General features: G+C 60.7%; 21 protein-coding genes, 2 tRNA genes, 1 other RNA gene and 1 pseudogene. 12 read left to right on the top strand and 13 right to left on the bottom strand.

Annotated features, from left to right (window positions below; translation table 11 throughout):
- Positions 1-65: 65 nt before the first annotated feature.
- The 5 genes from IZV00_RS03075 to IZV00_RS21325 all read left to right on the top strand — a co-directional run bounded on the left by IZV00_RS03075 (position 66) and on the right by IZV00_RS21325 (position 1,687).
- Positions 66-263, top strand: coding sequence for a hypothetical protein (locus IZV00_RS03075; RefSeq protein WP_230463287.1), 198 nt, complete (start codon positions 66-68; stop codon positions 261-263).
- Entirely contained in the window at positions 256-591 is a 336-nt protein-coding gene (locus IZV00_RS03070; protein ID WP_196225721.1) for a cell division protein ZapA, read from the top strand. The genes IZV00_RS03075 and IZV00_RS03070 overlap by 8 nt, the downstream gene beginning before the upstream one ends.
- 11 nt (positions 592-602) lie before the next feature.
- Positions 603-759: non-coding RNA, 6S RNA (gene ssrS / locus IZV00_RS21470), on the top strand.
- A 113-nt stretch (positions 760-872) separates the two neighbouring features.
- Positions 873-1,451, top strand: a complete 579-nt coding sequence (locus IZV00_RS03065; RefSeq protein WP_196225720.1) for a 5-formyltetrahydrofolate cyclo-ligase — start codon at positions 873-875, stop codon at positions 1,449-1,451.
- Positions 1,448-1,687 (top strand): DUF2842 domain-containing protein, encoded by a 240-nt coding sequence (locus IZV00_RS21325; protein WP_443020058.1) that lies wholly within the window; start codon positions 1,448-1,450, stop codon positions 1,685-1,687. The genes IZV00_RS03065 and IZV00_RS21325 overlap by 4 nt, the downstream gene beginning before the upstream one ends.
- 150 nt (positions 1,688-1,837) lie before the next feature.
- Here IZV00_RS21325 and IZV00_RS03055 read toward each other — a convergent pair.
- Both IZV00_RS03055 and IZV00_RS03050 read right to left on the bottom strand, forming a co-directional pair.
- Positions 1,838-1,914, bottom strand: a tRNA-Asp gene (locus IZV00_RS03055).
- A gap of 41 nt (positions 1,915-1,955) precedes the next feature.
- Positions 1,956-3,110, bottom strand: a complete 1,155-nt coding sequence (locus IZV00_RS03050) for an AI-2E family transporter (RefSeq protein ID WP_196225718.1) — start codon at positions 3,108-3,110, stop codon at positions 1,956-1,958.
- A gap of 155 nt (positions 3,111-3,265) precedes the next feature.
- Between IZV00_RS03050 and IZV00_RS03045 the strand changes: the two genes are divergently transcribed.
- Positions 3,266-3,736 carry a DUF11 domain-containing protein gene (locus IZV00_RS03045; protein WP_196225717.1) on the top strand — a complete coding sequence of 157 codons (471 nt, stop codon included), beginning with the start codon at positions 3,266-3,268 and terminating at the stop codon, positions 3,734-3,736.
- A 125-nt stretch (positions 3,737-3,861) separates the two neighbouring features.
- On the opposite strand, the gene IZV00_RS03040 is transcribed toward IZV00_RS03045, so the two are convergent.
- The 4 genes from IZV00_RS03040 to thyA all read right to left on the bottom strand — a co-directional run bounded on the left by IZV00_RS03040 (position 3,862) and on the right by thyA (position 8,944).
- Complete coding sequence (locus tag IZV00_RS03040) at positions 3,862-5,265, bottom strand: dihydrolipoamide acetyltransferase family protein (protein WP_196225716.1); 1,404 nt, start codon at positions 5,263-5,265, stop codon at positions 3,862-3,864.
- 3 nt (positions 5,266-5,268) lie between these two features.
- The gene (locus IZV00_RS03035; RefSeq protein ID WP_196226481.1) at positions 5,269-6,273 is read right to left on the bottom strand and encodes an alpha-ketoacid dehydrogenase subunit beta; all 1,005 of its coding nucleotides are present in this window, start codon (positions 6,271-6,273) and stop codon (positions 5,269-5,271) included.
- Between the two features lie 283 nt (positions 6,274-6,556).
- Positions 6,557-7,891: a 3-methyl-2-oxobutanoate dehydrogenase (2-methylpropanoyl-transferring) subunit alpha gene (locus IZV00_RS03030; RefSeq protein ID WP_196225715.1), complete on the bottom strand. Its 1,335-nt coding sequence runs from the start codon at positions 7,889-7,891 to the stop codon at positions 6,557-6,559.
- A gap of 105 nt (positions 7,892-7,996) precedes the next feature.
- Positions 7,997-8,944 carry a thymidylate synthase gene (thyA, locus tag IZV00_RS03025; RefSeq protein ID WP_196225714.1) on the bottom strand — a complete coding sequence of 316 codons (948 nt, stop codon included), beginning with the start codon at positions 8,942-8,944 and terminating at the stop codon, positions 7,997-7,999.
- Positions 8,945-9,140: 196 nt separating this feature from the next.
- On the opposite strand from thyA, the gene IZV00_RS03020 reads away from it, so the two are divergent.
- The 3 genes from IZV00_RS03020 (at position 9,141) to IZV00_RS03010 (ending at position 11,089) form a co-directional block, all read left to right on the top strand.
- A complete protein-coding gene (locus IZV00_RS03020; protein ID WP_230463286.1) occupies positions 9,141-9,413 on the top strand; it encodes a JAB domain-containing protein in 273 nt (90 codons plus the stop codon).
- A 99-nt stretch (positions 9,414-9,512) separates the two neighbouring features.
- Positions 9,513-9,589 (top strand) — tRNA-Pro (locus IZV00_RS03015).
- 465 nt (positions 9,590-10,054) lie between these two features.
- The gene (locus IZV00_RS03010) at positions 10,055-11,089 is read left to right on the top strand and encodes an SDR family oxidoreductase (RefSeq protein ID WP_196225712.1); all 1,035 of its coding nucleotides are present in this window, start codon (positions 10,055-10,057) and stop codon (positions 11,087-11,089) included.
- A 123-nt stretch (positions 11,090-11,212) separates the two neighbouring features.
- On the opposite strand, the gene purB is transcribed toward IZV00_RS03010, so the two are convergent.
- A complete protein-coding gene (gene purB, locus IZV00_RS03005; protein ID WP_196225711.1) occupies positions 11,213-12,529 on the bottom strand; it encodes an adenylosuccinate lyase in 1,317 nt (438 codons plus the stop codon).
- Positions 12,530-12,797: 268 nt separating this feature from the next.
- On the opposite strand from purB, the gene IZV00_RS03000 reads away from it, so the two are divergent.
- Entirely contained in the window at positions 12,798-13,184 is a 387-nt protein-coding gene (locus IZV00_RS03000) for an EF-hand domain-containing protein (protein WP_196226480.1), read from the top strand.
- A 106-nt stretch (positions 13,185-13,290) separates the two neighbouring features.
- Here the strand turns inward: IZV00_RS03000 and IZV00_RS02995 are convergent, their stop codons facing one another.
- From IZV00_RS02995 to ku, 3 genes and pseudogenes are all read right to left on the bottom strand, one after another.
- Complete coding sequence (locus IZV00_RS02995) at positions 13,291-13,476, bottom strand: hypothetical protein (RefSeq protein WP_196225710.1); 186 nt, start codon at positions 13,474-13,476, stop codon at positions 13,291-13,293.
- 59 nt (positions 13,477-13,535) lie between these two features.
- Positions 13,536-16,030, bottom strand: a pseudogene (gene ligD, locus IZV00_RS02990) (DNA ligase D).
- A gap of 3 nt (positions 16,031-16,033) precedes the next feature.
- The gene (gene ku / locus IZV00_RS02985) at positions 16,034-16,900 is read right to left on the bottom strand and encodes a non-homologous end joining protein Ku (protein ID WP_196225709.1); all 867 of its coding nucleotides are present in this window, start codon (positions 16,898-16,900) and stop codon (positions 16,034-16,036) included.
- A gap of 167 nt (positions 16,901-17,067) precedes the next feature.
- Between ku and IZV00_RS02980 the strand changes: the two genes are divergently transcribed.
- Together IZV00_RS02980 and pyrF are read left to right on the top strand one after the other, a co-directional pair.
- Positions 17,068-17,403, top strand: coding sequence for a lipopolysaccharide assembly protein LapA domain-containing protein (locus IZV00_RS02980; protein ID WP_196225708.1), 336 nt, complete (start codon positions 17,068-17,070; stop codon positions 17,401-17,403).
- Positions 17,400-18,074, top strand: coding sequence for an orotidine-5'-phosphate decarboxylase (gene pyrF / locus IZV00_RS02975; RefSeq protein WP_196225707.1), 675 nt, complete (start codon positions 17,400-17,402; stop codon positions 18,072-18,074). Before IZV00_RS02980 ends, pyrF begins: the two co-directional genes overlap by 4 nt.
- Before the next feature lie 48 nt (positions 18,075-18,122).
- Here pyrF and IZV00_RS02970 read toward each other — a convergent pair whose 3' ends face one another.
- The 3 genes from IZV00_RS02970 to IZV00_RS02960 all read right to left on the bottom strand — a co-directional run bounded on the left by IZV00_RS02970 (position 18,123) and on the right by IZV00_RS02960 (position 25,131).
- Positions 18,123-18,776, bottom strand: coding sequence for an outer membrane protein (locus tag IZV00_RS02970; protein WP_196225706.1), 654 nt, complete (start codon positions 18,774-18,776; stop codon positions 18,123-18,125).
- 131 nt (positions 18,777-18,907) lie between these two features.
- Positions 18,908-23,083, bottom strand: coding sequence for a translocation/assembly module TamB domain-containing protein (locus IZV00_RS02965; protein WP_196225705.1), 4,176 nt, complete (start codon positions 23,081-23,083; stop codon positions 18,908-18,910).
- Positions 23,083-25,131: an autotransporter assembly complex protein TamA gene (locus IZV00_RS02960; RefSeq protein WP_196225704.1), complete on the bottom strand. Its 2,049-nt coding sequence runs from the start codon at positions 25,129-25,131 to the stop codon at positions 23,083-23,085. The genes IZV00_RS02965 and IZV00_RS02960 overlap by 1 nt, the downstream gene beginning before the upstream one ends.
- Positions 25,132-25,219 lie beyond the last annotated feature (88 nt).

Raw genomic sequence — 25,219 nt, 5'->3', positions numbered from 1 at the left:
TCGGGAGACGCCAAGCCGTCCAATCACGGCTTTTGCAAGGCGAAAACTTTGTTTATGCGTGGGTGATGGCAAGCGATCGCATGATGCAGGCTATCGGCGCATTGGAGCGCGCGGTAAGTCGGCTGGAACAGGATGTGCAGGATCTCGCGGTCGCGGGTCCGGCCTCTTCCGCCTCCCCCGGCATGGACCCGGCCGCCGCGCGCGCGGCGCTCCGCTCGCTCGATGAACTGATCGCAGATCTTAAGGGGGACTCGCGTGGCTGAAACGAACCTTCAGATCGCCGGGCGTCATTATGCGATCCGATGCCGCGATGGGGAGGAGGCCCATCTTGCCCATCTCGCCAGCCTGATCGAACGCAAGGCACGCCTTGCGCAGCAGAACACGCCGGGCCTTACCGAAGTGCGGACGCTACTGTTCGCCGCTCTCTTCCTGGCCGACGAACTCAACGACCTGAAGCGAGAAGCGATCGGCCGTCAGCAGAGCCTCGCCCTCGATGATGACGATGACGCGGCTGCCCGCGCGATCGAGGCGCTCGCCGCCCGGATAGAAAAGCTGAGCGACAGGCTTGCCGCACCGCAGCCGGACGCCTAGATAAGGGACGACGGGTACTGCCTCGTACGAGCTTTAGCGAACATCCCTGAGGCGATAATCACATCCAAGGGGGCTGTCCCTGGGCGGGTCCAGGCCCGATCTACATGGTCCCCACCTGACGTTGAGGCGTCAGAGGATATTCCAGCAAACGGCCAAGGCGGTCCCGTCACCCTCCTCGCTCTCCCCAACCTCCGTTCGTTTCGAGCGAAGCCCGTCCTGAGCTTGTCGAAGGGTCGAGAAACCGGTTTCCAGCCCCCTCCTCCGGGTCTAAACGCGGCCCCATGAGCGAAGACCTCGACAAGACCGCCCTGCGCACCCTCGCCCGGACACATCGCCGCGCCTTCGTGCAATCGCTCGATCCGCTGGCGCACAGGCTCGCCTTCAAGGCGCTCCCCTCGCCGCTCGCCCGCAGGCTGGATAATGCGCAGACGGTCGCGCTCTACATGGGCCTGGACGACGAAGCCCCCGCCCAGCGCCTCGCCCCGCAGCTTGCGGCGATGGGCATGACCCTCGCCCTGCCTCGCGTCATCGACCGGCTCGGCAGCATGGAATTCCTCGCCTGGACGCCGGAGGATCAGCTTCACCCCGGCCTCTACGGCACGCACCATCCCGAACCCAGCGGCCCGCCCGTCGCGCCGGACGTCATCATCGCCCCGCTGCTTGGCTTCGACCGCGCAATGAACCGGCTGGGCCAGGGCGGCGGCTATTATGACCGCGCCTTTGCCCGCCATCCCGATGCGCTGCGGATCGGGCTCGCCTGGTCGGTGCAGGAACAGGACGCCCTGCCCGCCGACCCATGGGACCTGCCGCTCCACATCATCCTTACCGAAGTCGAACTGATCGAAGGACCCGAAGCGTGAACCGCCAGCCCGCCCCCTACGAACCCAGCTGGCGCAAGCCCGTCGGCATGCTCGCCATCGTCGGGCTCATCACGCTTTGGGCGATCCTGGTCGGCAGCCTGTCGGGGCTCATCGGCAGCCTGCCGATGATCGTGCAGGTGCCGGTCTATGTCTTCCTCGGCATCATCTGGATCTGGGTTCTGCCGCTAAAGCGCCTGCTCGCCTGGATGGAGACAGGCCGCTGGCGGCGCGGCTGACCCGGTAGTCTCCGTCATCCCAGCGCAAGCTGGGATCTCGGGAGGCTAGGCCGCACGTAAAGACTTGAGATGCCAGCTTACGCTGGCATGACGAACGTCAGAATTTTCAGGAATTTTGGCCCTTAAGGACCATCCACCCTCAAAAAAGAGTGGCGCGAGTGACGGGGCTCGAACCCGCGACCTCCGGCGTGACAGGCCGGCGCTCTAACCAACTGAGCTACACCCGCGTTCGGTGTGGGCGGGCATCTATGCGGGACCGCCGGACCTGTCAACCGGCTCTTTCGCCACTTTCTTCTTTCTCGTCATTTTCTTCGCGCAGCGCGACCGTCAGCGTCCCCCGCTCAAACAGGAAACCCGCGATATCCGGGGTTCCAGCCGCCGCAACGACTGTCTGGATGATGATCAGCAACGGCACGCCCAGCAGCGCGCCCGGCGTCCCCCACACCCATCCCCAGAAAGTCAGCGACACCAGAATCAGCAGCGGGTTCATCGTCAACCGCCGCCCCAGCACCATCGGCGTGATCACATTCGCCTCCACCAAGTGAAAGCCGATCTGCGTCACCGCAGGCGCCAGCGCCCGCCATACATCGTCAAACACCATGAGGCCGCCCAGCGCCAGCAAAGCCGCAGCCAACATCGGCCCAAAATAGGGCACGAAGTTCAGCAGCGCGACGATCCCGCCCCACATCAGCGGCGACGGCATGCCGATCAGCCACAGCGCAAACGCAACCGCCAGCCCCAGGCACAGGTTGATCGTCGCGATCGTCAGCACATAGGCGGACGTCGCATCGACTACGTTCTGGATCACCCGCGCCACCGCCATGGCGCCGTCGAAGCTGCCCCGGCTGTTGATCGTCCGCCGCCGCAGCCGGGTCCAACCGGCGAGGAAAAAGTAGATGATGAGCAGCGCGAACACCATCTGGATGATCGCCGAAGGCGCGGAGGTCGCCGCGAACTGCAACAGCGATCGCGGCGCATCCACCGCCGCCGTCTGTGCCGCAGCAACAGGCCCCGTCGCCAGCATCTGCACCGTCTCGTCCACGAAATGCTGCAACTGGGAATAAAAGTCGATCAGCGGCGCCAGATTGTCCTGAATCTTGGGCAAACGCTGCGGCAGCAGCCTGAACCAGTCGGTCGCCGGCACCACGATCAGCACCAGCGCGGTGTTCGCCACCACCAGAAACGCGATCACCGCCGCCAGCGCCGCCACGGCTGAAGGCACACCCCGCCGCTCCATCCACTCCAGGAACGGCACCAAGGCAATGGCAATCACCACCGCCGCCGTCAGCGGCAGAAAAAACTCCGCGCCCTCGCGCAAGGCGAACGGCAAGGCAAGGAGCAGCCCAACGCCGGTCGTCAGCGCGATGGACGCCAGCAGCCGATCCCGCCGCCGGTTGATTTCCAGCTGTTCATGAGGTGTCACTGAATGATCGATCCTGCCCGCATGTCGACAATGTGTACGGGCAGCAACAGCCCGTCAATTTCATTCATCGGCCCGGACCTGACTAAGGCCCATTAACCAAATTTTTGCTCCCCTGCCCTAAGCAATAGCGAAACGGGGAGCGGGGCTTTGAACGGATGATGCGTAAACTGGCGCTGCTGGGCATGGCGGGATGGGCAATGCTGTCGGCACCCTCGCTAGCCCGTACGAACCTGCGCATGGAAACGCAAATGTTCGTGGAGCGCGTCCATACCGACATCAACGGCCGAGCTCGCCGGACATTGGCCAGCGCCAGCCGCGCAGCACCGGGCGCCCAGCTCCTCTTCGTCATCAACTGGCGCAACGAAGGCAGCCAGCCGGTGCAGGGCATCGCCCTCACCAACGCCGTGCCCCGAGGCACCCTCCTCACCGCGCCCGATCCGTCGATGCAAGTATCGGTGGACGGCGGCCAACGCTGGGGCCGTCTGGACGAGCTTTGGCTGCCGACCTCGCTAGGCGGCGTCCGCAGGGCCGTTCCCGCCGACATCACCCATATACGCTGGACCAGCCCCACGCGCCTGTCGCCAGGCGAGACGGCACGTCTGAGCTACCGGGCGACAATGCGGTAACCAATTTGATCATCGAGCGAAAATGACCGTCATCCCAGCGGAAGCTGGGATCTCAGGCCAAGTCGCGCGTCGCTCATGAAATGCCAGCCTTCGCTGGCATGACGGGAGTTGAACAGGATCGCAATTCACTCCGCAAACAATAGCACCGGCGTCTCCAGCAACCGCTTCACCGCCTGCACGAAATTCGCCGCATCCCATCCATCCACCACCCGATGGTCGCAACTGATCGACAGGTTCATCAGCTTCGCCGCCACAACATCCCGCCCACGAAACACCGGCCGCTGGATCACCCGATTAGGCCCGATAATCGCCACCTCCGGCCGATTGATAACCGGCGTGGTCGCCACCCCGCCCAGCGCGCCCAGCGACGTCAGCGTCAAAGTCGACCCCGAAAGCTCCTCTGCCTTCGCCTTCCCCGACCGCGCGGCCTCTGCAAGGCGCCTGATCTCGCCCGCCAACTGCCAGATATTCCGATCCTGCGCGTCCCGGATCACCGGCACCATCAACCCCGCGTCCGTCTGCGTCGCGATCCCCATATGCACCGCGCCAAAACGCGTCACCACGCCCGCTTCGTCATCATAGCGGGCGTTCAGCATCGGAAAGTCCGGCAGCGCCCGGCAAATCGCCACGATCAACAGCGGCAACATCGTCAGCTTGGGCCGATCGCCACGCTCGTCATTCAACTGCGCGCGCATCCGCTCCAGCTCGGTGACGTCAATTTCCTCGACATAGGAAAAATGCGGGATATGCCGTTTCGACGCCGCCATATTCTCCGCTATGCGACGGCGCAGGCCGATGACCTTCACCACCTCATCCTCCCGCCGCGCGCGCTGCTTAGGCGGCCGATAGCCCTGCCCCGCGCCGTAAAGCAGGAAAGCGTCGAGGTCCGAATGGCGGATATGATCGCCGCTGGCTTTTACTTGAGCTAGGTCGATGCCGAGGTCCTTGGCTCGGGCGCGGACCGCTGGCGAGGCTAGCACCTTCCCCCCTTCAGAGATCACTGGACGATGAGCGCCGCCCTGCTCCCTCTCCCCTTCAGGGGAGAGGGTCGGGGAGAGGGGCTGTAGAGCAGACGTCTCCCCTAGCTCCCCCTCTCCCAACCCTCTCCCCTGAAGGGGAGAGGGCTTTTCAGGCTCCTCTTCTAATGAAGCCGCTTGATCCCGATCAACCGAAGAAACAATCTCATTCACCGACGATCCCGCTACCTCACGTCCTCCCGCCGTCTCCGCGTCAATCTCCTCCACCGAAGGCATGGGAGCCTCCTCTTCAAAAGCGACCTCCCCTTCACCCTCAACCTCAATCTCCACCAACATTGCCCCAATCGCGACCTGCTCACCCGCCTCCCCGGCCAACCGCGTTACCACCCCCGCGACCGGGCTCTCCATCTCCACCGTCGCCTTGTCGGTCATCATGTCGGCGATAGGCTGGTCTTCCTCCACCCGGTCGCCGACCTTCACATGCCAGCCGACAATTTCCGCCTCGGAAATGCCTTCGCCAATGTCGGGTAGCCTGAACGTGAAAAGGGCCATCGCTCAATCCCTCATGATCTTGTTGATCGCTTCCCTGATCCGCACAGGCCCGGGAAAATAGGCCCATTCCAAACTATGCGGATAAGGCGTGTCGAATCCCGTCACTCGTTCGATCGGCGCTTCCAGATGATAGAAGCACCGTTCCTGAACCAATGCGCTCAACTCCGCGCCAAAGCCGCTGGTCCGCGTCGCCTCATGCACGATCAGACAGCGGCCAGTCTTCTTCACCGACTGCTCGATCGCCTCGATATCCAGCGGCACCAGCGTCCGCAGGTCGATGATCTCCGCATCCACGCCCATCTCCGTGACGGTGCTTTCGATCACATGCTCCATCGTGCCATAGCAGAGGATGGTCAGCGCCTCGCCTTCTCGCACCGTGCGCGCCTGCCCCAGCGGCACGCGATAATAGCCCTCCGGCACCATCGCGCCGGGATGCCCCGCCCAGCTCTTCGCAGGCCGGTCATAATGGCCATCGAACGGGCCATTATAGATGCGCTTGGGTTCGAAGAAGATCACCGGATCATTATCCTCGATCGCCGCGATCAGCAGCCCTTTGGCATCATAGGGGGTCGACGGGATGACCGTCTTGATCCCCGAAACATGGGTAAAGATGCCTTCAGGCGACTGACTGTGCGTCTGCCCCCCGAAAATCCCGCCGCCAAAGGGCGACCGCACCGTCATCGGCGCGATGAACTCCCCCGCCGACCGATAACGCAGCCGCGCCGCCTCGCTCACCAACTGATCAAGCGCGGGGTAGATATAGTCGGCAAACTGTATTTCCGGCACCGGCCGCAACCCATAGGCGCCCATGCCCACCGCAACGCCGATGATCCCGGTCTCGGTAATCGGCGTATCGAACACCCGGTTCTTGCCAAATTTCTTCTGCAACCCCGCCGTCGCCCGGAAAACGCCACCGAAATAACCGACATCCTCCCCCATGACGACGACATCGGGATCACGCTCCATCATGACGTCCAAGGCGCTATTGATCGCCTGGATCATGCTCATCTGGCGGGTGTCTTGGCTCATCTCCTCGCCCCTTTAGGGGTCGGCCAGAGGCACGTGACTCTGGCCGAGATAGCGAAGCTTGCCAACCAGCTGGCTAGCGCAGCTTGGAGAGGGGGAGACAGTGCGCCACCACGCTCCTCCGTCATGCCAGCGAAAGCTGGCATCTCCCTGCCTTTAGGCCGAACATGCAGGCACGAGATCCCAGCCTCCGCTGGGATGACGACGCCCAAGGAGGCCCCGAACCTCCGCGCCCTCTGCGCCTCTGCGCGAACCAAAAACCACCTCACAACCCAGCCGCCTTAGCTTCATCCAGCATCTGCCGCTGCTGCTCCCGCAAATGCCAGGGCATCTCCTCAAACACATCCTCGAACATGCTCTCCATCGGCTGATGAAGCCCATGCCCCAAAATCCCGTTCTTCTCCGCTTGCCGTGCTGCCTCACGCACCTGCTCGGCCAGTTCCTTGTCCATCGCCGCGTGCCTTTCCTCGTCCCAGATGCCGATCGCGATGCAATGCTGCTTCAACCGCGCGATCGGATCGCCCAGCGGCCAGCGGCTCCCCTCGTCGGCCGACCGATAGGCGCTCGGATCATCGGACGTGCTGTGCCCCTCGGTCCGGTAAGTGAAATGCTCGATCAGCGTCGGCCCATGATTGGCCCGCGCCCGATCCGCTGCCCAGCGCGTCGCGGCATAGACCGCCAACGCATCATTGCCGTCGATCCGCAGCCCCGCAATGCCATAGCCGATCGCCCGCGCCGCAAAGGTCGTCGCCTCCGCGCCCGCAAAGCCGGAAAAGCTGCTGATCGCCCACTGGTTGTTGACGACATTCAGGATGACCGGCGCGCGATAGACGCTCGCAAAGGTGCAGGCGGAATGGAAATCCCCTTCCGCCGTCGATCCTTCCCCGCACCATGTCGCCGCGATCCGCGTATCACCGCGCGCCGCGCTAGCCATGGCCCAGCCCACCGCTTGCGGATATTGGGTGGCCAGGTTGCCGGAGATCGAGAAGAAGCCCGCTTCCCGCGCCGAATACATGATCGGCAGCTGCCGCCCTTTCAGGCGATCGCCCTTGTTCGAATAAATCTGGTTCATCATGTCGACCAGCGGCCAGCCCCGCGCGATCAATATCCCCTGCTGGCGATAGCTGGGAAAGCACATGTCGTCGCTCGCCAGCGCTGCCGCCGCGCCGATCGACACCGCCTCCTCGCCGGTCGACTTCATGTAAAAGCTCGTCTTGCCCTGCCGCTGCGCGCGGAACATGCGCCCATCGAACGCCCGCGTCAGCGCCATGCCCCGCAGCATGCGGAGCAGCACTTCGGGCGGCAGCTTCGGGTCCCACGGCCCCACCGCGCGCGCCTCCTCATCCAGCACGCGGACAAGGTCATAGGCCATTTCCCGCATCGTACCCGCGTCCGCGGCCTCATCGGGCCTGCGCGAGGTTCCGGCGGGGGGAATGTCGAAATGACTGAAATCGGCGTCGTCGCCCGGCCGAAACTGTGGTTCCGGCACATGCAACCGCAATGGTGGCAGGTTCCGGCCGTCTGCCGAAAGCTGCTCTCCGGCATTCTGGCCGCCTTGAGTCCCGGCCTCTCCAGCGCCCGAACCGTTCCGGTCGCCCATCCTGCCTCCTACTCGAATTTGCAATATTATTGCTCGATGCAATTATTATATTACAACGCTCCCGAAAAGCAAGAGTTCCGTCTTTTCGCTATTTCCTTCTCGACTTCAAACCGCCACCGGCGCCGCGATGTGACTCTGCGGCGCATAATCTACCACTTCGAAATCCTCGATCCGATAATCGAAAATGCTCTCCGGCCGCCTCTTTATCCTCAGCTTCGGGGCGCCTTCCGGCGTCCGGCTGATCTGCTCCTCAACCAGTGCGGCATGGTTCAGGTAAAGATGGACATCCCCACCGTGCCAGACAACTTCCCCCGGCTCCAAATCACATTGCTGCGCCAACATCCGCGTGATCATCGACAGCCCGAATATGTTGAACGCAAACCCAAGGCCAAGGTCACAACTGCGCTGGAACAGCAGCCCGTTGAGCCGCCCATTCGCCACCTGGAACTGATAGGTCATATGGCAAGGCGGCAGAGCCATCTGCGCCACTTCCGCAACATTCCACCCGGTAAAAAGCAAGCGCCGCGAGCCCGGATTGTTTCTGATCCCCTCGACCAGTTCAGCAATCTGGTTATGCCCCCTCTCCGCCCGCCGGAAGAGCCCGTCGCCAACCGCTTCATAGCGCGGCCAGTTCACCCACTGCGCGCCATAGACCGGCCCCAGATCGCCCCACCGTGCCGCAAAGGCCGCATCCTCGACGATCCGCGCTTCAAAATCGTGTCGGCTGATGTCCTCACCTGTAGCCTTGCGATAAGCGTCCAGCGGCCAGTCGGTCCAGATATGAACCCCTTGACGCACAAGCTCGCGGATATTGGTATCGCCCGTCAGGAACCACAGCATCTCCCGCGCCGCCACTTTCCAGTAAACGCGCTTGGTCGTCAGCAATGGCACCGCATCATCGGCCAGTGAAAAACGCATGCTCGCGCCCAGCAGAGATCGCGTACCCACTCCGGTCCGGTCGATCCGCTCGTCCCCCTCCGTCCATATACGGCGCATCAGGTCCAGATATTGCTGTTCGTAATGCGCTTCGGCCGGGGTGACGGTACTGGTCAACGGGGGTTCTTTCCTGCTGCGACGATTCCAAACTCGCCGCCCCCGCTTTAGCCGAGCGGATCGCCGCTAGCCAATCTTGCTTTCGCTTCGGATCATTCTACCCGCCTTCCCCTCCACAGTGGAGACAGTTGGCAGTGATCACTGATCGGCCCGGCCGCATCCTGTTGCGATGACTATCACTGCGAACATTCAATTTATGCTCCTCGACGATGATTGGCGCCCGGTGCACCGCGTGGATGGCAATGAAGATTGGCATTGTATCGTGCAGGAACTGCTGCTGCGCGATAGCCACTGGCTGACAATCGAACAGCAGCGCCCCGACCAGCGATCCCCCTATCCATACTGGAGCGACATTCGCCTTTCACGGACCATTGCTCGCCGCTTCCGGCCCATGGAGGTTAAGCTCGCCGATCATATAATCCGGGGCGCCGCGAACCAGTTCAGCTTTCGCGCGGCAGGCCTATTATGACCATGTCAAAAAAAGCACCCCCAGCCGCTTGCCAGCCCGAAAAGCCCCCTCTATAGACCCCGCCTGCCCAGCGGCGTTGCAAGCAATGCCGCGATCGGTCGGGGAGTAGCTCAGCCTGGTAGAGCACTGTCTTCGGGAGGCAGGGGCCGGAGGTTCGAATCCTCTCTCCCCGACCACATTCTTTTTTCTGTTTATTTTTAAACAGATGCAGCGACAGCCACGCGCTTCCTTCTATTCAGCGTCTTTTGGCTCTGGCGGCAGCATATCCCTGACATATGCGCCAGTTCCGGTCTCGCTCGCCTGACAATCCATGTCGATCAGCAAGCGAGCCGCCCACTCTCCTCAGGTTCGATCGGCTGCAAGTCCTTCAGTACCCGCTGCTCCGCTTGGGTGAGATCGCCACGGCTCAAGCCGGCCTCCAAAAAGCAGCCTGAATTAGGGGAAGTTTACCACGTCAATCGCTTATCTGTGCGGCAATCATTTTCGAAAACCGATTCCATGGAAGTTGGCGAAATAGCCAATTTGGCCACGCGCCTAACACGGAATTGGGTAAAGCGGCTTTATTGCGGTTTGCTGCTATATCATCGAATCATGTTGTTAACGGCGGGCATGGTCCACATTATTATGACCGGAGAGTGGAAGTGAGAGAAACAGTACTGGTTACCGGAGTAAGCGGGTTTGTTGCCAAGTATGTGGCATTAGCTTTGCTAAATAAGGGATATAAAGTAAGAGGAACCTTGCGCTCATCTGCGAAGGAAGATCTTGTTCGCAATGATTTGCTTGAAGCTGGCGCGAATATCGACCATCTCAGCTTTGTTATTGCCAACTTGACCTCCGATGACGGATGGGACGCTGCGGTAGAAGGTTGCGATTATGTACAGCATGTTGCGTCGCCTTTCCCGCTAGAGCAGCCTCGTCACAAAGAGGCATTGGTGCCAGAGGCGCTGGGCGGAACAATGCGTGTGTTGAATGCGGCGCTTAAGGCAAATGTCAAACGCGTTGTATTGACGTCATCAATCGCAGCGATGATGTATCGCGCCGGACGCCCGAGAACGGAGTTTCACTTTTCTGAAAACGACTGGAGCGATCCAGAGTGGTCGGAAACGCACCCCTATAGTGTTTCCAAGACCAGGGCTGAACTTGCGGCATGGGACTGGGCCGAGAAGGCGGGGCGAGAAAAGTTGGTGGTCATCAATCCCGGAGTCGTGGTTGGGCCTATTATGGGCAAGGATGCCAGCACATCGACAGAGATCATCAAGATGATGCTGGAAGGCACCATGCCGAAGACGCTCCCGATAGCCAATCCTCTGGTGGATGTCCGCGACCTTGCAGAATTGCATGTTGTTGCCATGGAATTGAACGAGGCGGGTGGACGACGCCTGATTGGAACCAGTGGAACCCTGTCGTTCGGGGAGATAGCCCAGCTTCTTAGTAAGGAGTACCCACAGCTTAAGGATAAAATACCGCAGTCAGACTTTTCTCCCTTTTTGGTCGGGTTAATGAAGTTGTTCGTGCCGGGCGTGCGAACTATTCGCGCGGAAGTCGGTATTCGTTCCATTGCTAATGCCGACTATGTGTCCGAACTGACGGGGGTGTCATTTAGACCAGTAGAAGAAGCGGTTCTGGCGACAGCGCGATCGATTCTGGGTCGCGTTGACCAAAAACCTCAACCATAGAGGCGCCAGCCGCGCAACATGCGCTGCTGCCTATCGTCTATAGTCCTCTACCGCATCTTGACGGCGCACATAAAAAAGGGCGCGTTTCCGCGCCCTGTTATCATATGAGCTTTTAAAGGCCCGTCAGGCCTCTCCAAACACGCGGCGGAAGATGGTGTCGACCTGTTTGAAGTGATAGCCTAGGTCGAACTTCTCTTCGATCTGCTCAGCGGTGAGAGCAGCGGATACGTCCGGATCGGCCTTCAGCAGTTCGAGAAGCGAAAGCTGGCCATCCGATTCCCAGACCTTCATCGCGTTGCGCTGGACATAGCGATAGCTGTCCTCGCGCGAAACGCCCGCCTGCGTCAGCGCAAGCAAGACCCGCTGCGAATGAACAAGACCACCCATCTTGTCGAGATTCTTCATCATGCGCTCGGGATAGACGAGCAGCTTGTCGATGACGCCGGTCATACGGCCCAGGGCAAAGTCGAGCGTGATGGTAGCGTCAGGACCGATATAGCGTTCAACCGACGAATGGCTGATGTCGCGCTCATGCCACAGGGCGACATTTTCCATCGCGGGCAGCGCATAGCTGCGCACCATGCGCGCAAGACCCGTCAGATTTTCAGTCAGAACGGGATTGCGCTTGTGCGGCATTGCAGAACTGCCCTTCTGGCCGGGGGAGAAATATTCCTCCGCTTCCAGCACTTCGGTGCGTTGCAGATGCCGGACCTCGACGGCCAGCCGTTCTATCGAGCTTGCGATAACGCCCAGGGTAGCAAAGAACATGGCGTGGCGATCACGAGGAATGACCTGGGTCGAAACGGGTTCGACCGCCAGGCCCAGCTTGGCCGCGACATGTTCCTCGACACGCGGATCGATATTCGCAAACGTGCCTACCGCGCCGGAAACAGCGCAGGTCGCGATTTCTTCGCGCGCCGCGACAAGGCGGGTCCGGCACCGGCTGAACTCGGCATAGGCCTCGGCCATCTTGAGACCGAAGGTGACCGGCTCGGCATGAATGCCGTGACTGCGCCCGATCGTCGGCGTCAATTTATGTTCAAACGCGCGGCGCTTGATGACGTCGAGCAGCTGATCCAGATCCTCGATCAGGATGTCAGCCGCACGGGAAAGCTGCACGGCAAGGCAGGTGTCCAGCACGTCGGAAGAGGTCATGCCCTGATGCATGAAGCGCGCTTCATCGCCGACCTGTTCAGCAACCCAGGTCAGGAAGGCGATGACGTCATGTTTGGTGACGGCCTCGATGGCGTCGATCGCTGCCACGTCTATGGCCGGGTTGGTTGCCCACCAGTCCCACAGCGCCTTGGCAGCCGATTTGGGCACCACGCCCAATTCACCAAGCGCTTCGGTGGCGTGCGCCTCGATCTCGAACCAAATGCGAAATCGAGCCTCGGGCTCCCAGAGAGCTGTCATTTTCGGGCGTGCGTAGCGCGGGACCATCGAACGAATCCTGATTGCTGATAAAAGTTCGCGCGCCGCCTAGCAGTCCAGCCATTCAAGGGCAAATCGCGCCCTCATTTGGGTTCGCGCGTCTGTACCGGCAGCTTTTTACCCCGAATATCGCAGCGTTCAAGGACGGGATGAGCCGGTTTCGCAGGCGAATTGCCGACGCTGAACGGATATTCAGGAAACGCCGCCGTCGTTCGTGTATTCATGCGTCAAGCTATCGAGCAACTGACCTGCTCGACCGCTGCCGAGGGAGAAAGTGATGTTACGCGGCCTTATATTGTCTGTTACGCTGTCTGCCGCCGTTCCGGCCATCGGACAGGTTAGTTCTGGACCCGGAAGCTCACAGGCAGGCGCGAGCACCTCTCCTCAAAGCGCGACGACGGCACCGACAGATACCGTCGCATCCATCGTCGATAGCGAATTCCCCGCCTATGACGCCAATGGAGACGGGCAACTCGACAAAACGGAGTTTTCACGTTGGATGGTTGCGCTCAAGGATCAGGAAATGAAAAGCCGCGGTGAAAAACTATCTGCCGCTGACGTCACAGCTTGGGCCGATGGCGCATTCAAGACAGCTGATGCGGACAAAAGCACGTCCGTAAGCAAGCCCGAACTCATCACCTATCTGAGCCGCGGCGCCGCGTAGTCGTCGCGCCGCCATTATCGAGGCTGACAAGAACCCGGTCTATGGGTCACAGCATGGGGCGGCGTGGAGCGAAGGCCATGCCGCCTCCCTTTTTAGGGCCAATCAATCAGCCGCGCTTTTTATTCGTATACAGAAGAGCTGCAACGATGGCGGCCGACCCTATGCCCACCGCAGTGCCCATCCACACGCCTCGGCCCGCTGTCTTTCGGGCAGCCGTTGCCAGATCGGGCTTTGCTTCTGTTACCTGTTCGGGGGCGCCTGCGTCGGGCGCATCTTTGTCGGACTTGGTCATGGTGAATCGGCTTATGCAACAAGGTCGCGCCGGAGAAAAGATAGCTGTCAGATATCAGTTCAATAATCGGGCAGCGTCTGCCGCGCTTCTCCCCATCCCCGCATCTCTCGTGACGCCGCGCGGGTGATCAATTCATCCACGTCCGCGATAGTGAATGCGCCCGGCCGATCAATATCCTCCAGTTCCTTCCAGTTGACGGGCACCGCCACCGGAGCATTCTCACGCGCCCTGACGACATAGGGAAGCACCGCCGTAGCCCCCCGCTGATTGCGCAGCCAATCGATGAATATCCGGCCCTTCCTCTTGGCCTTACTCATCGTTGCCGTGAAACGATCGGGTTCGGCGGCGGCAAGTGCCCTTGCGAAGCGGTCTGCGAAATCCTTGACCTGCGGCCATTCGGCTTCGGGCGTAAGCGGGACAACCACATGCACGCCCTTCCCACCGGATAACATGGGAAAGCTGGTGAGCCCTATGTCCTCAAGCGTGCGGCGAATGTCGCGGGCGGCCTTCTTCACATCGTCAAAGTCTAGGCCTTCGTCCGGATCGAGGTCAAAGATCAGCCGGTCAGGCTTTTCGACATCCTCCACTCGGGAACCCCAGCCATGGAATTCAATCGTTCCCATTTGAACGCAAGCGATCAGCCCATCAATGTCGTCCACATAAAGATAGTCCTGCTCATCGCCGTCCTTCTCGCGAATGGGGACGCGCTTCACATGGTCACCAAAGCTGCCGCTGTCATGCTTCTGGAAAAAGCATTTCTTCGCCCTTCCCTGTGGGCAGCGCACCAGGCTTATCGGCCGATGCGCTATCCAGGGCAGCATGATCGCCCCGGCCGCTTCATAATAGTCAGCCAACTGCCCCTTGGTTACCTTCGCTTCCGGAAAGATCAGCCGGTCACGATTTGAGACATGAACGTCGCTTTCCTGTTCAGGCACATCCATCACCTTCTCCCGAGCTACTTCGCCCGCCTTCTTGTCTTCGCGAAGACCAAGGAAGCTGCCGTGGCGCACGACATTGTCGCTGGTGAACTCCGCGAAGGCGATTTCGGCGACCAGGTCAGGGCGGACCCATTTCGCTCCGCGTGTTTCGCTGCGCGGTACGTTCAAGGCAGGCGATTGGCGGACTCGCGCTTTCAGTTGGCGAAGCAGCTGATCACTGTTCCGCGCGTTGAATCCCGTGCCAACCTTGCCTGCATAGGCGAGCCCCTGATCATCATTCTGCGCCAGGAGGATATTGCGGAGCGCACGTCCACTTGCGGAACTGGGAGTCCATCCGACAACCACAAATTCCTGCCGACGGGTGCATTTGACCTTCAGCCAGTTCTTCGTTCGGGCGCCCCGATAAGGAGCATCCGCTCGTTTGGAAATGATCCCTTCCTGTCCAGCCTCGCACATCGTCCGGAACAGCTTTTCGCCAGCGCCGATAATATGATCGGAAAAATGCACATGCTCGCTACCCTGACCCAACAGAGCCGCGAGCTTTTCCTTACGGGAGATGTTGGGCTGCCATGTCAGATCCTCTCCTTCCACTGAAAGAAGATCGAAGGCGAAGAGGTGGAGGGCGCCTTTACCCTCGCCCTTCAACACCTGCTGCAATGTGGAAAAGTCCGGATTTCCGTCCCCCCCCCCAATGCGACGACTTCTCCATCGATCAGCATGGGCGGAAGGTTCATGCCGCCAATTTCCTTCGCCAGTGGGGCGAAGCGGTCAGTCCAGTCGAGACCAGTGCGCGTGAACAGCTGAACGCGGCTGCCGGAAACACTGACCAAGGTGCGATAACCGTCATATTTTATCTCATGCAGCCAACCATTGCCCGTAGGGACAGCATCGACCAGCGTAGCGAGCTGCGGCGCTTGAAATGGCGGTGCTTTTTCCTGTCGGCGCTTTGCGGAAGGCTGAACCGGCGTCGCCCTCTTCGCTTGGTCCATGGCGGCATCAAAAGCCTTTCCGCGTTTGCCCTTTAGAGAAATGGCTGGCGCGTTGGCGGCAATCTCGCCCATGGTCCTGCCAGTCTTGATGCTGGTCAATTCCCGCCCGACCAAATCCTCGGCGGGGCCAGCATAGGCATCATCGATCTTGCGGAGCAGCCAATTCTCCCTTTTTCCTTCGCCCGGCCGGGGTTTCAGGCGGATCAGAAGCCACTCGCCCTTCATTCGCTTGCCGTGAAGAATGAAGTGAAGATGGCCCTTCGCCAGATCCTTCGCACTTTTCCCGGGGACCGGCCCCCAACTGCCCTCATCCCACAGCATCACGGTGCCGCCGCCATATTCGCCCTTGGGGATCGTGCCCTCAAAGCTCGCATAGGATAGCGGATGATCTTCCGTGCGAACGGCAAGCCGCTTGTCGGCGGGATCAAGGCTGGGGCCGCGTGTCACCGCCCAGCTTTTCAGGACACCATCCACTTCCAGCCGGAAATCATAATGTAAACGCGTCGCGTCATGCTTCTGCACGATGAAGCTATTGCCGCTTTTGCGCGTCCGTTTTCCCGCCGGTTCCTTCGTTCGAGTGAAATCGCGCTTGCGATTATATTCCTTCAGAGGGTCGGCTTCGGCCATATGTCAGGCCCGCTTGCGCGTGGTAGCCTTGGTGCTGGCGGTGCGCCGCGCGGTCGGCTTCTTTGCGGCCGTGCTTTTCGTCCCAGTATCGACGGATTTCTTTAGCGCCGCCATCAAATCGATCACGTTTCCGCTGCGCTTGACCGGGGCCTCATCATCATCCTCGATGACGCGGCGCCCCTTCGCCTTCTTCTTTTTTTCGATCAGCCGCTCAAGCGCATCGACATAACGGTCGTGGAAGCTGTCGGGTTTGAAGGGCGCCGTTTTCTTTTCAATGAGCGCTTCGGCAAGGTCGAGCAGTTCCGGATCGGGCTTCACATCCTCAATTTCGCGGAAGTAGGACTGGGCACGATTAACCTCATCGGCATAGCGAAGCGTCTCCAGCACCATGCCCCGCCCGCAGGGCTTTAGCGAAACGATATATTCCCGTCCGCGCATCGCGAGTTGGCCCAGTCCAACCTTTTTCGCGCGCCGCAATGCCTCACGCAGGACAACGAACGCTTCTTCGGCAAGATCATCCGCGGGCACGACATAATAGGGCCGCTCATAATAGAGAACGTCGATCTCGTCAGCGTCCACAAATTGCGTCAGTTCGAGCGTCTTCTTGCTCTCCAGCTTGACCGCATCAATCTCCTCGGGCTGAAGCAGCACATAGTCGCCCTTGCTGACTTCATAGCCTTTCACAATGTCCTCAGGCTTTACCGGACCAAGGCCGGGGACGGTTTTTTCGTAGCGCACGCGCTTGCCGCTTGGCTCGTGAATCTGATGGAAGGCTATCTGGGCGCCGGACTTGGTGGCCGCGTAGATTTCGACGGGAATGGACACGAGCGCCAGCCTGATTTGCCCCTGCCAATATGCGCGCGCCGCCATGTCCTGAACCTCCTTGCCACAAGGAAAATGCGCAGGCGGGCACAAGGGTTCCGGCATGCAATCCGGCTACATTCTGTCCTCCCGACATCAGCAAATCCGACGAGGTGCTTCCGAACTACGCCGAAATGGCCTAAGCTGGTTCGATTATCAGCTAGAGGACATGCCGAATGCAATTCCTGCGGACTGCCTTCTGGGTTGTCTTGGCCGTAGCGATTGCCTTGTTCTGCAAGGCAAACAACCGGCCTACCGAAATCAAGATATGGGGCGACATCGTGTGGGAGACACGTATCTGGTTCCCCATACTCGTCGCCTTCCTGGTGGGCGCCGTGCCCTTCTGGATCATGGCCCGCACCACGCGTTGGCGGATGAAGAGGAAACTGGAAAGCACGGAGCGGGCGCTGATCGCGGCAACCGCCACGGCTGCTCCCACCTTACCGCCTGCCAGCATCGCCGACGACCTTTCCATTTCTTCTCCTTCCCTACCCGCTACAGGAACAGCATGAGCAGCCCCATTTACGTCGCCATTGATACGCCCGACCTCACCAAAGCCCAAGATCTGGCGCGGCGTGTGCGCGGACATGTAGGGGGGTTGAAACTGGGGCTCGAATTCTTCTGCGCACATGGCCATCACGGCGTGCGGGAAATGATGAAATTCGATCTGCCGATCTTTCTTGACCTGAAGCTGCACGATATCCCGAATACGGTCGCAAAGGCCGTTCAGGCGCTCCATGGCCTGGAACCAGCTATCCTCACCGTACATGCGGCGGGCGGGCGCGCCATGTTGGAGGATGCAAAAGCAGCTGCAGGCGTCAATACAAAGGTCGTGGCGGTAACCGTGCTCACCAGCTTGGATAATAGCGACCTTGTGGATATTGGAGTTGGCGGCAAGGCTGAAGATCAGGTGACACGGCTTGCCGACCTGGCGCGGAGTGCTGGACTGGACGGCATCGTCTGTTCCGGGGAAGAAGTCGCGCTAGCCAAACGTGCCTGGCCCGACGGCTTTTTCGTTGTGCCTGGCGTCCGGCCACAAGGCGGCGCTTTGGGTGATCAGAAGCGCGCGGTCACGCCTAGGGAAGCATTGGACAGGGGCGCATCGATCCTTGTCGTGGGGCGGCCGATCAGCCTCGCGGAAAACCCTGATATGGCCGCACGGGAAATCGAAGCGACTTTATAGAGGGAAGGACGTGATGGGAGGATCAGCAAAGCCGATCCCCCCGTCCCGTCAGAAGCGCCAGCCTACGCTGGCAACGACCTGATGACGATCGGTATCGATGTCGAATTCGCTGCTCGTCGCGCCATTCATGAAATCGATGTGCGCGCTGTCATATTTTGAGTAGCGATACTCCAGCTTTCCGAACATGTTCTGGTTGAAGGCGCGTTCAACGCCGCCACCGATCCTCCAGCCGTCGAGCTTGAAGGCGGTATCGGTTGTTTCGTCGGTGTCGCCTGCAAGCACGTTCAGCTTTGTGTTGGTGTAGCCACCCTTCACATAGACAAGGGTGTTCGGGCTGGCGAGTATGCCAGCACGGGCGCCGACGTAGAGGTCACGGCCCTGGCTGACACGGCCGAAACCGAACTGGCTGGTGAAGGGGTTTCTGCTGCTCTTGGCGGTGGAATCTGTGAATTCGCCCTCAACACCCACGACAGCGCTGCCGAGATTGACATCATAGCCCGCGCCTACGCCATATAGCAGCCCGTCGATCGACTGATCATCTCTGCTATTGTCGTTGTCCACGCTGCTGCCGGCGCCGGTATGATCATAGCCCAAAATGGCTTCGACCCTTGGCCCGGTGAAAGTGGCACCGGCATCCTGTGCCAGGGCAGGAGAGGCTACGGCCGATCCAGCCAGCAGGGTTGCGACCATTATTTTCCGCATAGGATACTCCATTGTCACTCACCTCCTTCAGGAGGAAGTGATGGAAGTCCCACCGCAGGCAATGGTTTCATGAACCTGAGATAAACAGCTGAAATTGTGGTATTTCGGCAACGACAGGAAAGCAGGGAAGGTCAGTAATCTTTGGAAATTCGGACGTTTGCACTTTCCCGGCCGAGAGTAGAAATCGACGCCAGCAGAGAAAGCCAACGGGTGACCTGATATTCCATGCGCGTTGCGGAATAGCCTTGGCCATCGGTTATGAGTTCAACATAGGTCTTGCGCGTCAGATATTTTCCGGCCGCAACTGAAGTCCCCTGCCCCTGCGTAGGATCGGCGGCGATGATGCGCAGCCGGTCAAGTCCGGCAGCCTTGCGCACGGCGTTGATTGGATCAAGCCCTCCGCCACCCTGGAGCGATCCGACGGCCGAGGCGAGTTGCAATGCCTCCGGCGCGGAAAGATTGGTTATCGATGTACCGAACAATATGCGGGAAAGCAGTTCATCCTGCGGCAGGGCGGGCACGCTGGTGAAGCTGATGTCGGGCCTGAGACCTGTACCACCCACATGGATCATCGCGGTGAGGTCGTTGACGTTGGCTTCCGCATCAATGTCAAGCGTGGGATTCGTTGGCGTGCGGCCATCAAACTGAATCTTGCCCTCACGCAGTTCGAAACGGCGCCCGGCGAAGGTATATCCTCCACGAACGAGCTCTGCCGTGCCGGAGATTGCAGGACTGGTCACGGTGCCAGCGATATCCAGATTGGCACGCCATTCACTATCAAGGCCCAAACCTGTGACCGTCAGGCGATTACGCGCCCGCGTCTTGATAGCGAGAGCCCACGGCCGATTTGTGCGGGGCCGTTCAATCTCTTCGCCGTTACGGTTGACCTCTGTGACGCGAAGCTCCGGAATCTGGGCGATTGCGGCTGCACGACCCAAGGTGAAACGGCTGCGATTGAGCAGCAGGTCGCCACCAATGGTTCCGTTGACGCCGTCCGAACGCAAGGTGATCGGGCCGGTGACCGTAGCGGCTATGTCGTCGCGGTCCAGCAAGGCAGCGTCATCTGCCTGCAAACGCAAGTCCATGCCAACCCCGGCAATTCCGGCGAACGTGAAGTTGCCCGTCCCGCTGACCGTTCCGCCATTCTTGGCATTGGCGGTGAAACTCGACATGACCAATTGTGCGCCGGAAAACCGGCCACGCGCCTTCACATTGTGCAGCCGCATACCAGTCACCGCGCTATTGATTGATGCGGTGTCAGTCGCGAGCGCGCCGGAAATCACGGGATTACCAAGCGTACCGCGCGCGTCGGCGGAGACACTCACGGGGCCGGAGATGTCGATTATCTCCACCCCGGTCAGGCGCCAGAGCGTATCCGCCGTCCCTCGGAATCGCAGCTGACCGAATAGAGGCGCCCGGTTCAGCCGCTCGATCAGGCTCCCTTGCGTGCCAAGCGGCGTCAGCAAGACCTGCGCCCGCCCAATAGTCTGACCATCGGCGGCGAATAGCATGCGCGAAGCAAGCCGGTCATTGGTCAGAACCGCGTTCACCCCGGCATCGACGGGCCGGGAACTGAGCGACAATCCCGAACGCGACAGCCCGCGCACGCGTAGTTCTGCTTTCCCGGTGGGCATGCCGCCACGGCTATGCACATAGCTGAGCGATCCTGTGGCGGTGCCGCCCAAGCCCAGATTATCATAAGCGATATCCAGCAGGGAAAGCGGCAGCTTCTGCACACGACCTTCGATGCGCGTCGTCTGGCCGCTTAGCTCTCCACCCAATTGCAGGGAGCCGCCAGCATAGCTGATGGTCGCCGGGGACAGTCGCCAACCGTCAGCACTGCGGGTCAAAAGCGCAGGCCGCATCAGCCGGATCGCTCGCTTGTCCACCGTTCCTCGCGCCGCAATGCGGATGCGATCGGGTTCGACCTGCGCTTCACCTTGCAAGTCGAAAAGACGGCCGCGCTGGCCCGAAAGACTGGCCTTAACCGTTCCGCGACCGCCGGTCAGATCGGCATTGGCCGCCAGTCTGCCGATCAGGATGCCCCCTACTCGCAAGCCTCTGGCCTGCGCCACGGCATTGATCGATGTCGCGGCAGGATCGAGCAGAACCGTCGCATCCAGCTTGCCGCGGCGCACCGCGATTGCCGTGGGGCCATCGAAGCTGGCGTCCGTAGCGTCGAGCTTCAGGACCAGCTGCTGAATGTCATTCACGGGGACAAATGCGATGCTTCCATTAACGGGTCCAGCGACATTCAGCTGCCCTTGAAGGCCGCCCGTCACAGGACGCAGATCACCGCTCGCGGTTATTCCGGACACGGCGAGCTTCGCCACCCTCACAACCGCCTGAGCGCCGCGTGGCAACAGGATTTGGCCCTCGCCATTGAAGGCGCCCAGTGTCGACCCGCCTATAGCTGTGAATTGATACCCGGCGTCGTCCGGGACCAGATGCACGCGCATGTCGGCGACGCCCAGTGCGTCGAGTGGCCGTTGAAGCAGCAGGTCAATCGTCGGCTGCTCAATCCTGCCGTCAAGCGTCAGGCGCAAAGGTCCATATCGCTTGTGCGTGCCGCGGCCTTCAAAATAGAAACTTCGGTCGGGCCGACGATAGCCATCAGCCGAAAGACTGAGCAGCGGCGCTTCCAGGCGCAGCCCCGCGAACATCAGGCGTTTGTCGGCGCCAAGCGAAAGATTGCTCTTCACCACCGGTAGGCCACCGCCCAACCCCCGCAGGAAACTATTGTCCAACCGGCGCATGCGCGCCATTGCCGTGCCGCTGAGGCTGAACGCGCCGCTTTTTCCTGGCACCGCGCGCAGCTTGGACGTCAGATCCACGATGCCGAGACCACGAATGGCCAAGCCGCGTATCTGTCCATCCAGACCGAAATCATAACGACCGGTCCTGAGATCGGCGAGCATGACCAGCTTGCCGCTCAGCTTGTCCGACCGGATCGGCATGGGATTGGTAAGAAGCTGCTGCCCCTTGATCTGCAACACGCCATCCAGCACGAAATTGCGGATGATGCCTTCGACGAGGTCGCCCTGCCCATCCAACCGCCGCGCACGCAGGTGCAGGGGGATCAGCAACGGCCCATTGCCAACCTTGCGGCCCTTACCCTCTGCGCGCACGTCGCTGATCACCGTACGGTCGAACGCAAGCTGTCTGGCTCTCAACAAATATTCGTAGCCGACGCTGGAAAAGGCGCCATCCAGCCGCACCCGCGCGGTGACGTCGCGTCCCCGCATCGACTTGAGCAAGGCTTGGGGCCGCGCAAGCTTCACATCGATCAGCATATTATCAAATGCGGAGTTACGCAGATCGAGGGCGCCATCAGCACTCAGCACGATCGCTTCCGAACGCAGGGACAGTTTGCCGTCCAGCACACGATCCTTCAGCTCTCCGTGCGCTTCCAGCGAAAGGCGCGGCGAAGCCAGACGCTGTACCAGCCCTTTTCCTGCTATGGCCGATGCTTCGACTGATCCGGTCGCGGAATAGGTGCCGCTGCGGGCTGCAAGCGCCATATCGACCGCAGGGTCACCGTCCAGTGTACCAGCCAGCCTGCCGTCCCAGCGGGTCCAGCTGCCCTCCCCCCGAATCCGCAGGTTACCGTCCTGCCGTAATCCGGCCATGGTCGCCAGGACGCCGCCAGCGGGCGCATTGACGGTTACATCCAGGTCGAACTGATCGTCATCCGGGCGGCTGTCGAGCGCGAGGTTGATCGCGTCCTCCTGCCCCAGAACCCGCGCGGAAAGGTCGATGACCGCTCTTCGGTCACGTATGTCGGCGTCACCGGAAATCGTCGCCTGCTGCACACGTCCGCTGATATTTTTGGCTATGACCAGTCGGCCTACCGAAAACTGCATCAAGCGGATGTCAAAGCCGGGAAGGATCGGCCCCTTCTGCTTGCCGGGGTTAAGGCGTGGCAGCTTGCGCAGCGTCGCCACGGGAATGTTCAGCCGGTCGATGTCCAGACGGTTTGAAAGCCAGGCCAGCGGCCACCAATCCAGTTCTATGCGCGGAGCCGTTAGAAAGGCGCCCTTGGGATCGGACAGCGTCACGCCATGAAGGATGGCTCGGCGGTAAATGCTGCCTTCGATCCGGTCGACATGGATACGCAGGCCGGACGGCGGGTTGATCTTTTCAACACGCGCAACCAGGAAGCGGTGCCCGGCCGACGTATCGAGCCACACCAGCGCCGTCGCCGCGATGACCAGGAGAAGGGCAAGCATGCCCACTATCCACCGCTGCCATCGCCCGTCCCAGGCCCGGTGACGCCGCTCCGGCTGCTGGACCTCATCCTCGGCCATCAGAAGGCCTGCCCGAGGGAGACATATACAGCGATCCGCGGATCGCCCTTCTGCGGGTTCAATGGCGTGCCGACGTCGATCCGGATCGGGCCGAAGCTGCTATAGTAGCGCAGCCCCATGCCCGCGCCGATGCGCATGTCTTTAAAACGTGGCAGGAAGCTGGTGGAGATATTGCCCGCATCCACAAATGGCACGACACCGAAATTGCCGAAACGAACGCGGGTTTCCAATGAGAATTCAGCAAGGCTTTTGCCGCCGATCGGATCATTGTTCGCGTCGCGCGGACCGATGTCCTGATAGCCATAGCCCCTGACCGAAGCGCCGCCACCGGCATAGAAGCGCCGCGACGGCGCGATTTGATCGACCGTGGACCCCAGGATCGTACCGAAGCGCGCGCGCCCCGCCAGCACGATCTGGCCGGTCACCGGTTGATAAACGCTGCCATCGAACTGCACGCGGGAATAGCCGAAGGTCCCGTTCTGGAAGGACAGTTCGGGACTGAATCGACCGCCTAGCCGAAAGCCCCGGCTCGGGTTCAAAAGATCGTCGCTGCCATCATAGGTGAGAGTGAGCGGCACCGCGCCAATCAGGAATGTGCGCCTGTTACCGCCGCTGAAAGCATCTTTTTCATCCGACGCGATCAGTTCCGCCCCAACTCGCCAGACCCATTTCTTCTGAAACAAGATATTGGTTTGCCGTTCCAGCGCCCCCGACAGGGTGATCGTGCGCGCGTCGTAGGCATCCCGCTTGATATTGCTGATCGACACTAGCCCGGTCAGCACATGATCACGCTCCCGGAAATTGTTGCGCCGGTAGGTGAAGGACGCGGTCTGCTCCTGCGTCCCAAGCACCCCGCGCAATGTGACGGCGCCTTCTGGCGGGAAGAGGTTGCGGTGCTGCCAGCTTACGGCGGCGCGATACCCTTCGCCGGTGCCATAGCCCAGTTCGCCAGCAATGGTCCGCAGTGGCGCGGGCCGGACATCCACGGCCAGATCGACATGCTCCCCATCACCGGCGTCTTTGGGCGTCAGCGTGACCGACGATACCAGACCGGTGGCAACGATCGCGCTTCGCAGATCCTCGACATCCGACGCCTTGTAAGGATCGTCACGCTCAAAACGGGCGATGCTCTCCACATGGCGAGCGTTGAACAGCTTGTTGTCCTTGAGGATGACCGATCCGAACGTGCGGTATGCACCCGGCGTCACGATGATATCCAGATCGCCCTTGCGTTCTTCATGGTCGATCCGCACCTCCGGCTCTCCGACCTTTGCGAAGGGGAAGCCATTTTCACTCATGGCAAGCGAAAGAGAAGCCTGCCCCGCAATAATCGCGTCGGCATCGATGGGATCGCCCGCATGGAGAGGGAAAGCCTCACGCAGCCTTGTTTGCTGCTCGCCTGCTTCGGCCAAGCCCTGGAGATCGACCGAGGAAAGCAGATAGCGCGCCCCCGGCACTATCTGGAACCGCACGGCCAGCCTGCCTTCCTTCTCAGGCGAAACGGAAATGGCGCTACGAACGCGGGCCGCATAATAGCCTTTCGCGCGCAGCAGCCGGTCGAGCAGCTCGCTGTCTTCCTTGATCCGTCGGTTTATCTGCGCGAGATTTGCGGGCTTCCCTTCTCCTTCCCGCAACACGGATAATTGTTTGAAGCGGCTGTCGAACTGTGTGTCCGCTATCCCGTCCAAACCATTGAGCTGAACCGAATAACGCGTTTCCTCACCCGAATCCGCGAAGGCCGCAGCTTCATCAGGCAAATCGACATCGGGCTCCTGAAGCGCTGGGCTTGTGGCATCGTCAGCAAGGTCGGGCGTATCGGCCGGATCGGGAGGCAGTGACGCAACCGTGTCGGGCTGCCCCAGGTCAGGCCATGCCACGCCCAGGTCAGGCATGGGGTCCAGGGGAAGCTCCTGGTCCGCCACATCCGCAGGCGGTTCCGCGATTTGCGCATGCACGGCGGGAGCCGCCAAAAGCAGAGGCAGGATCAAAAGCCGGGAGGCTTGCGACATGGCTGATACGCGGCGAAAAGTCCGCAAGCCCGTGTTCATATCAACGGTCTAGCCCATTTGGGAAAGGAAGCGCCAGCCCGTACGATGATCCTCCGCAGGAAGAAGCGACGAAACGCTTTTGACAAGC

It is taken from the genome of Sphingobium sp. Cam5-1 (assembly GCF_015693305.1).
GTDB lineage: Bacteria > Pseudomonadota > Alphaproteobacteria > Sphingomonadales > Sphingomonadaceae > Sphingobium.
Note: the sequence above shows the minus strand (reverse complement) of the source record. Positions and strands in the feature narration are given on the sequence as shown.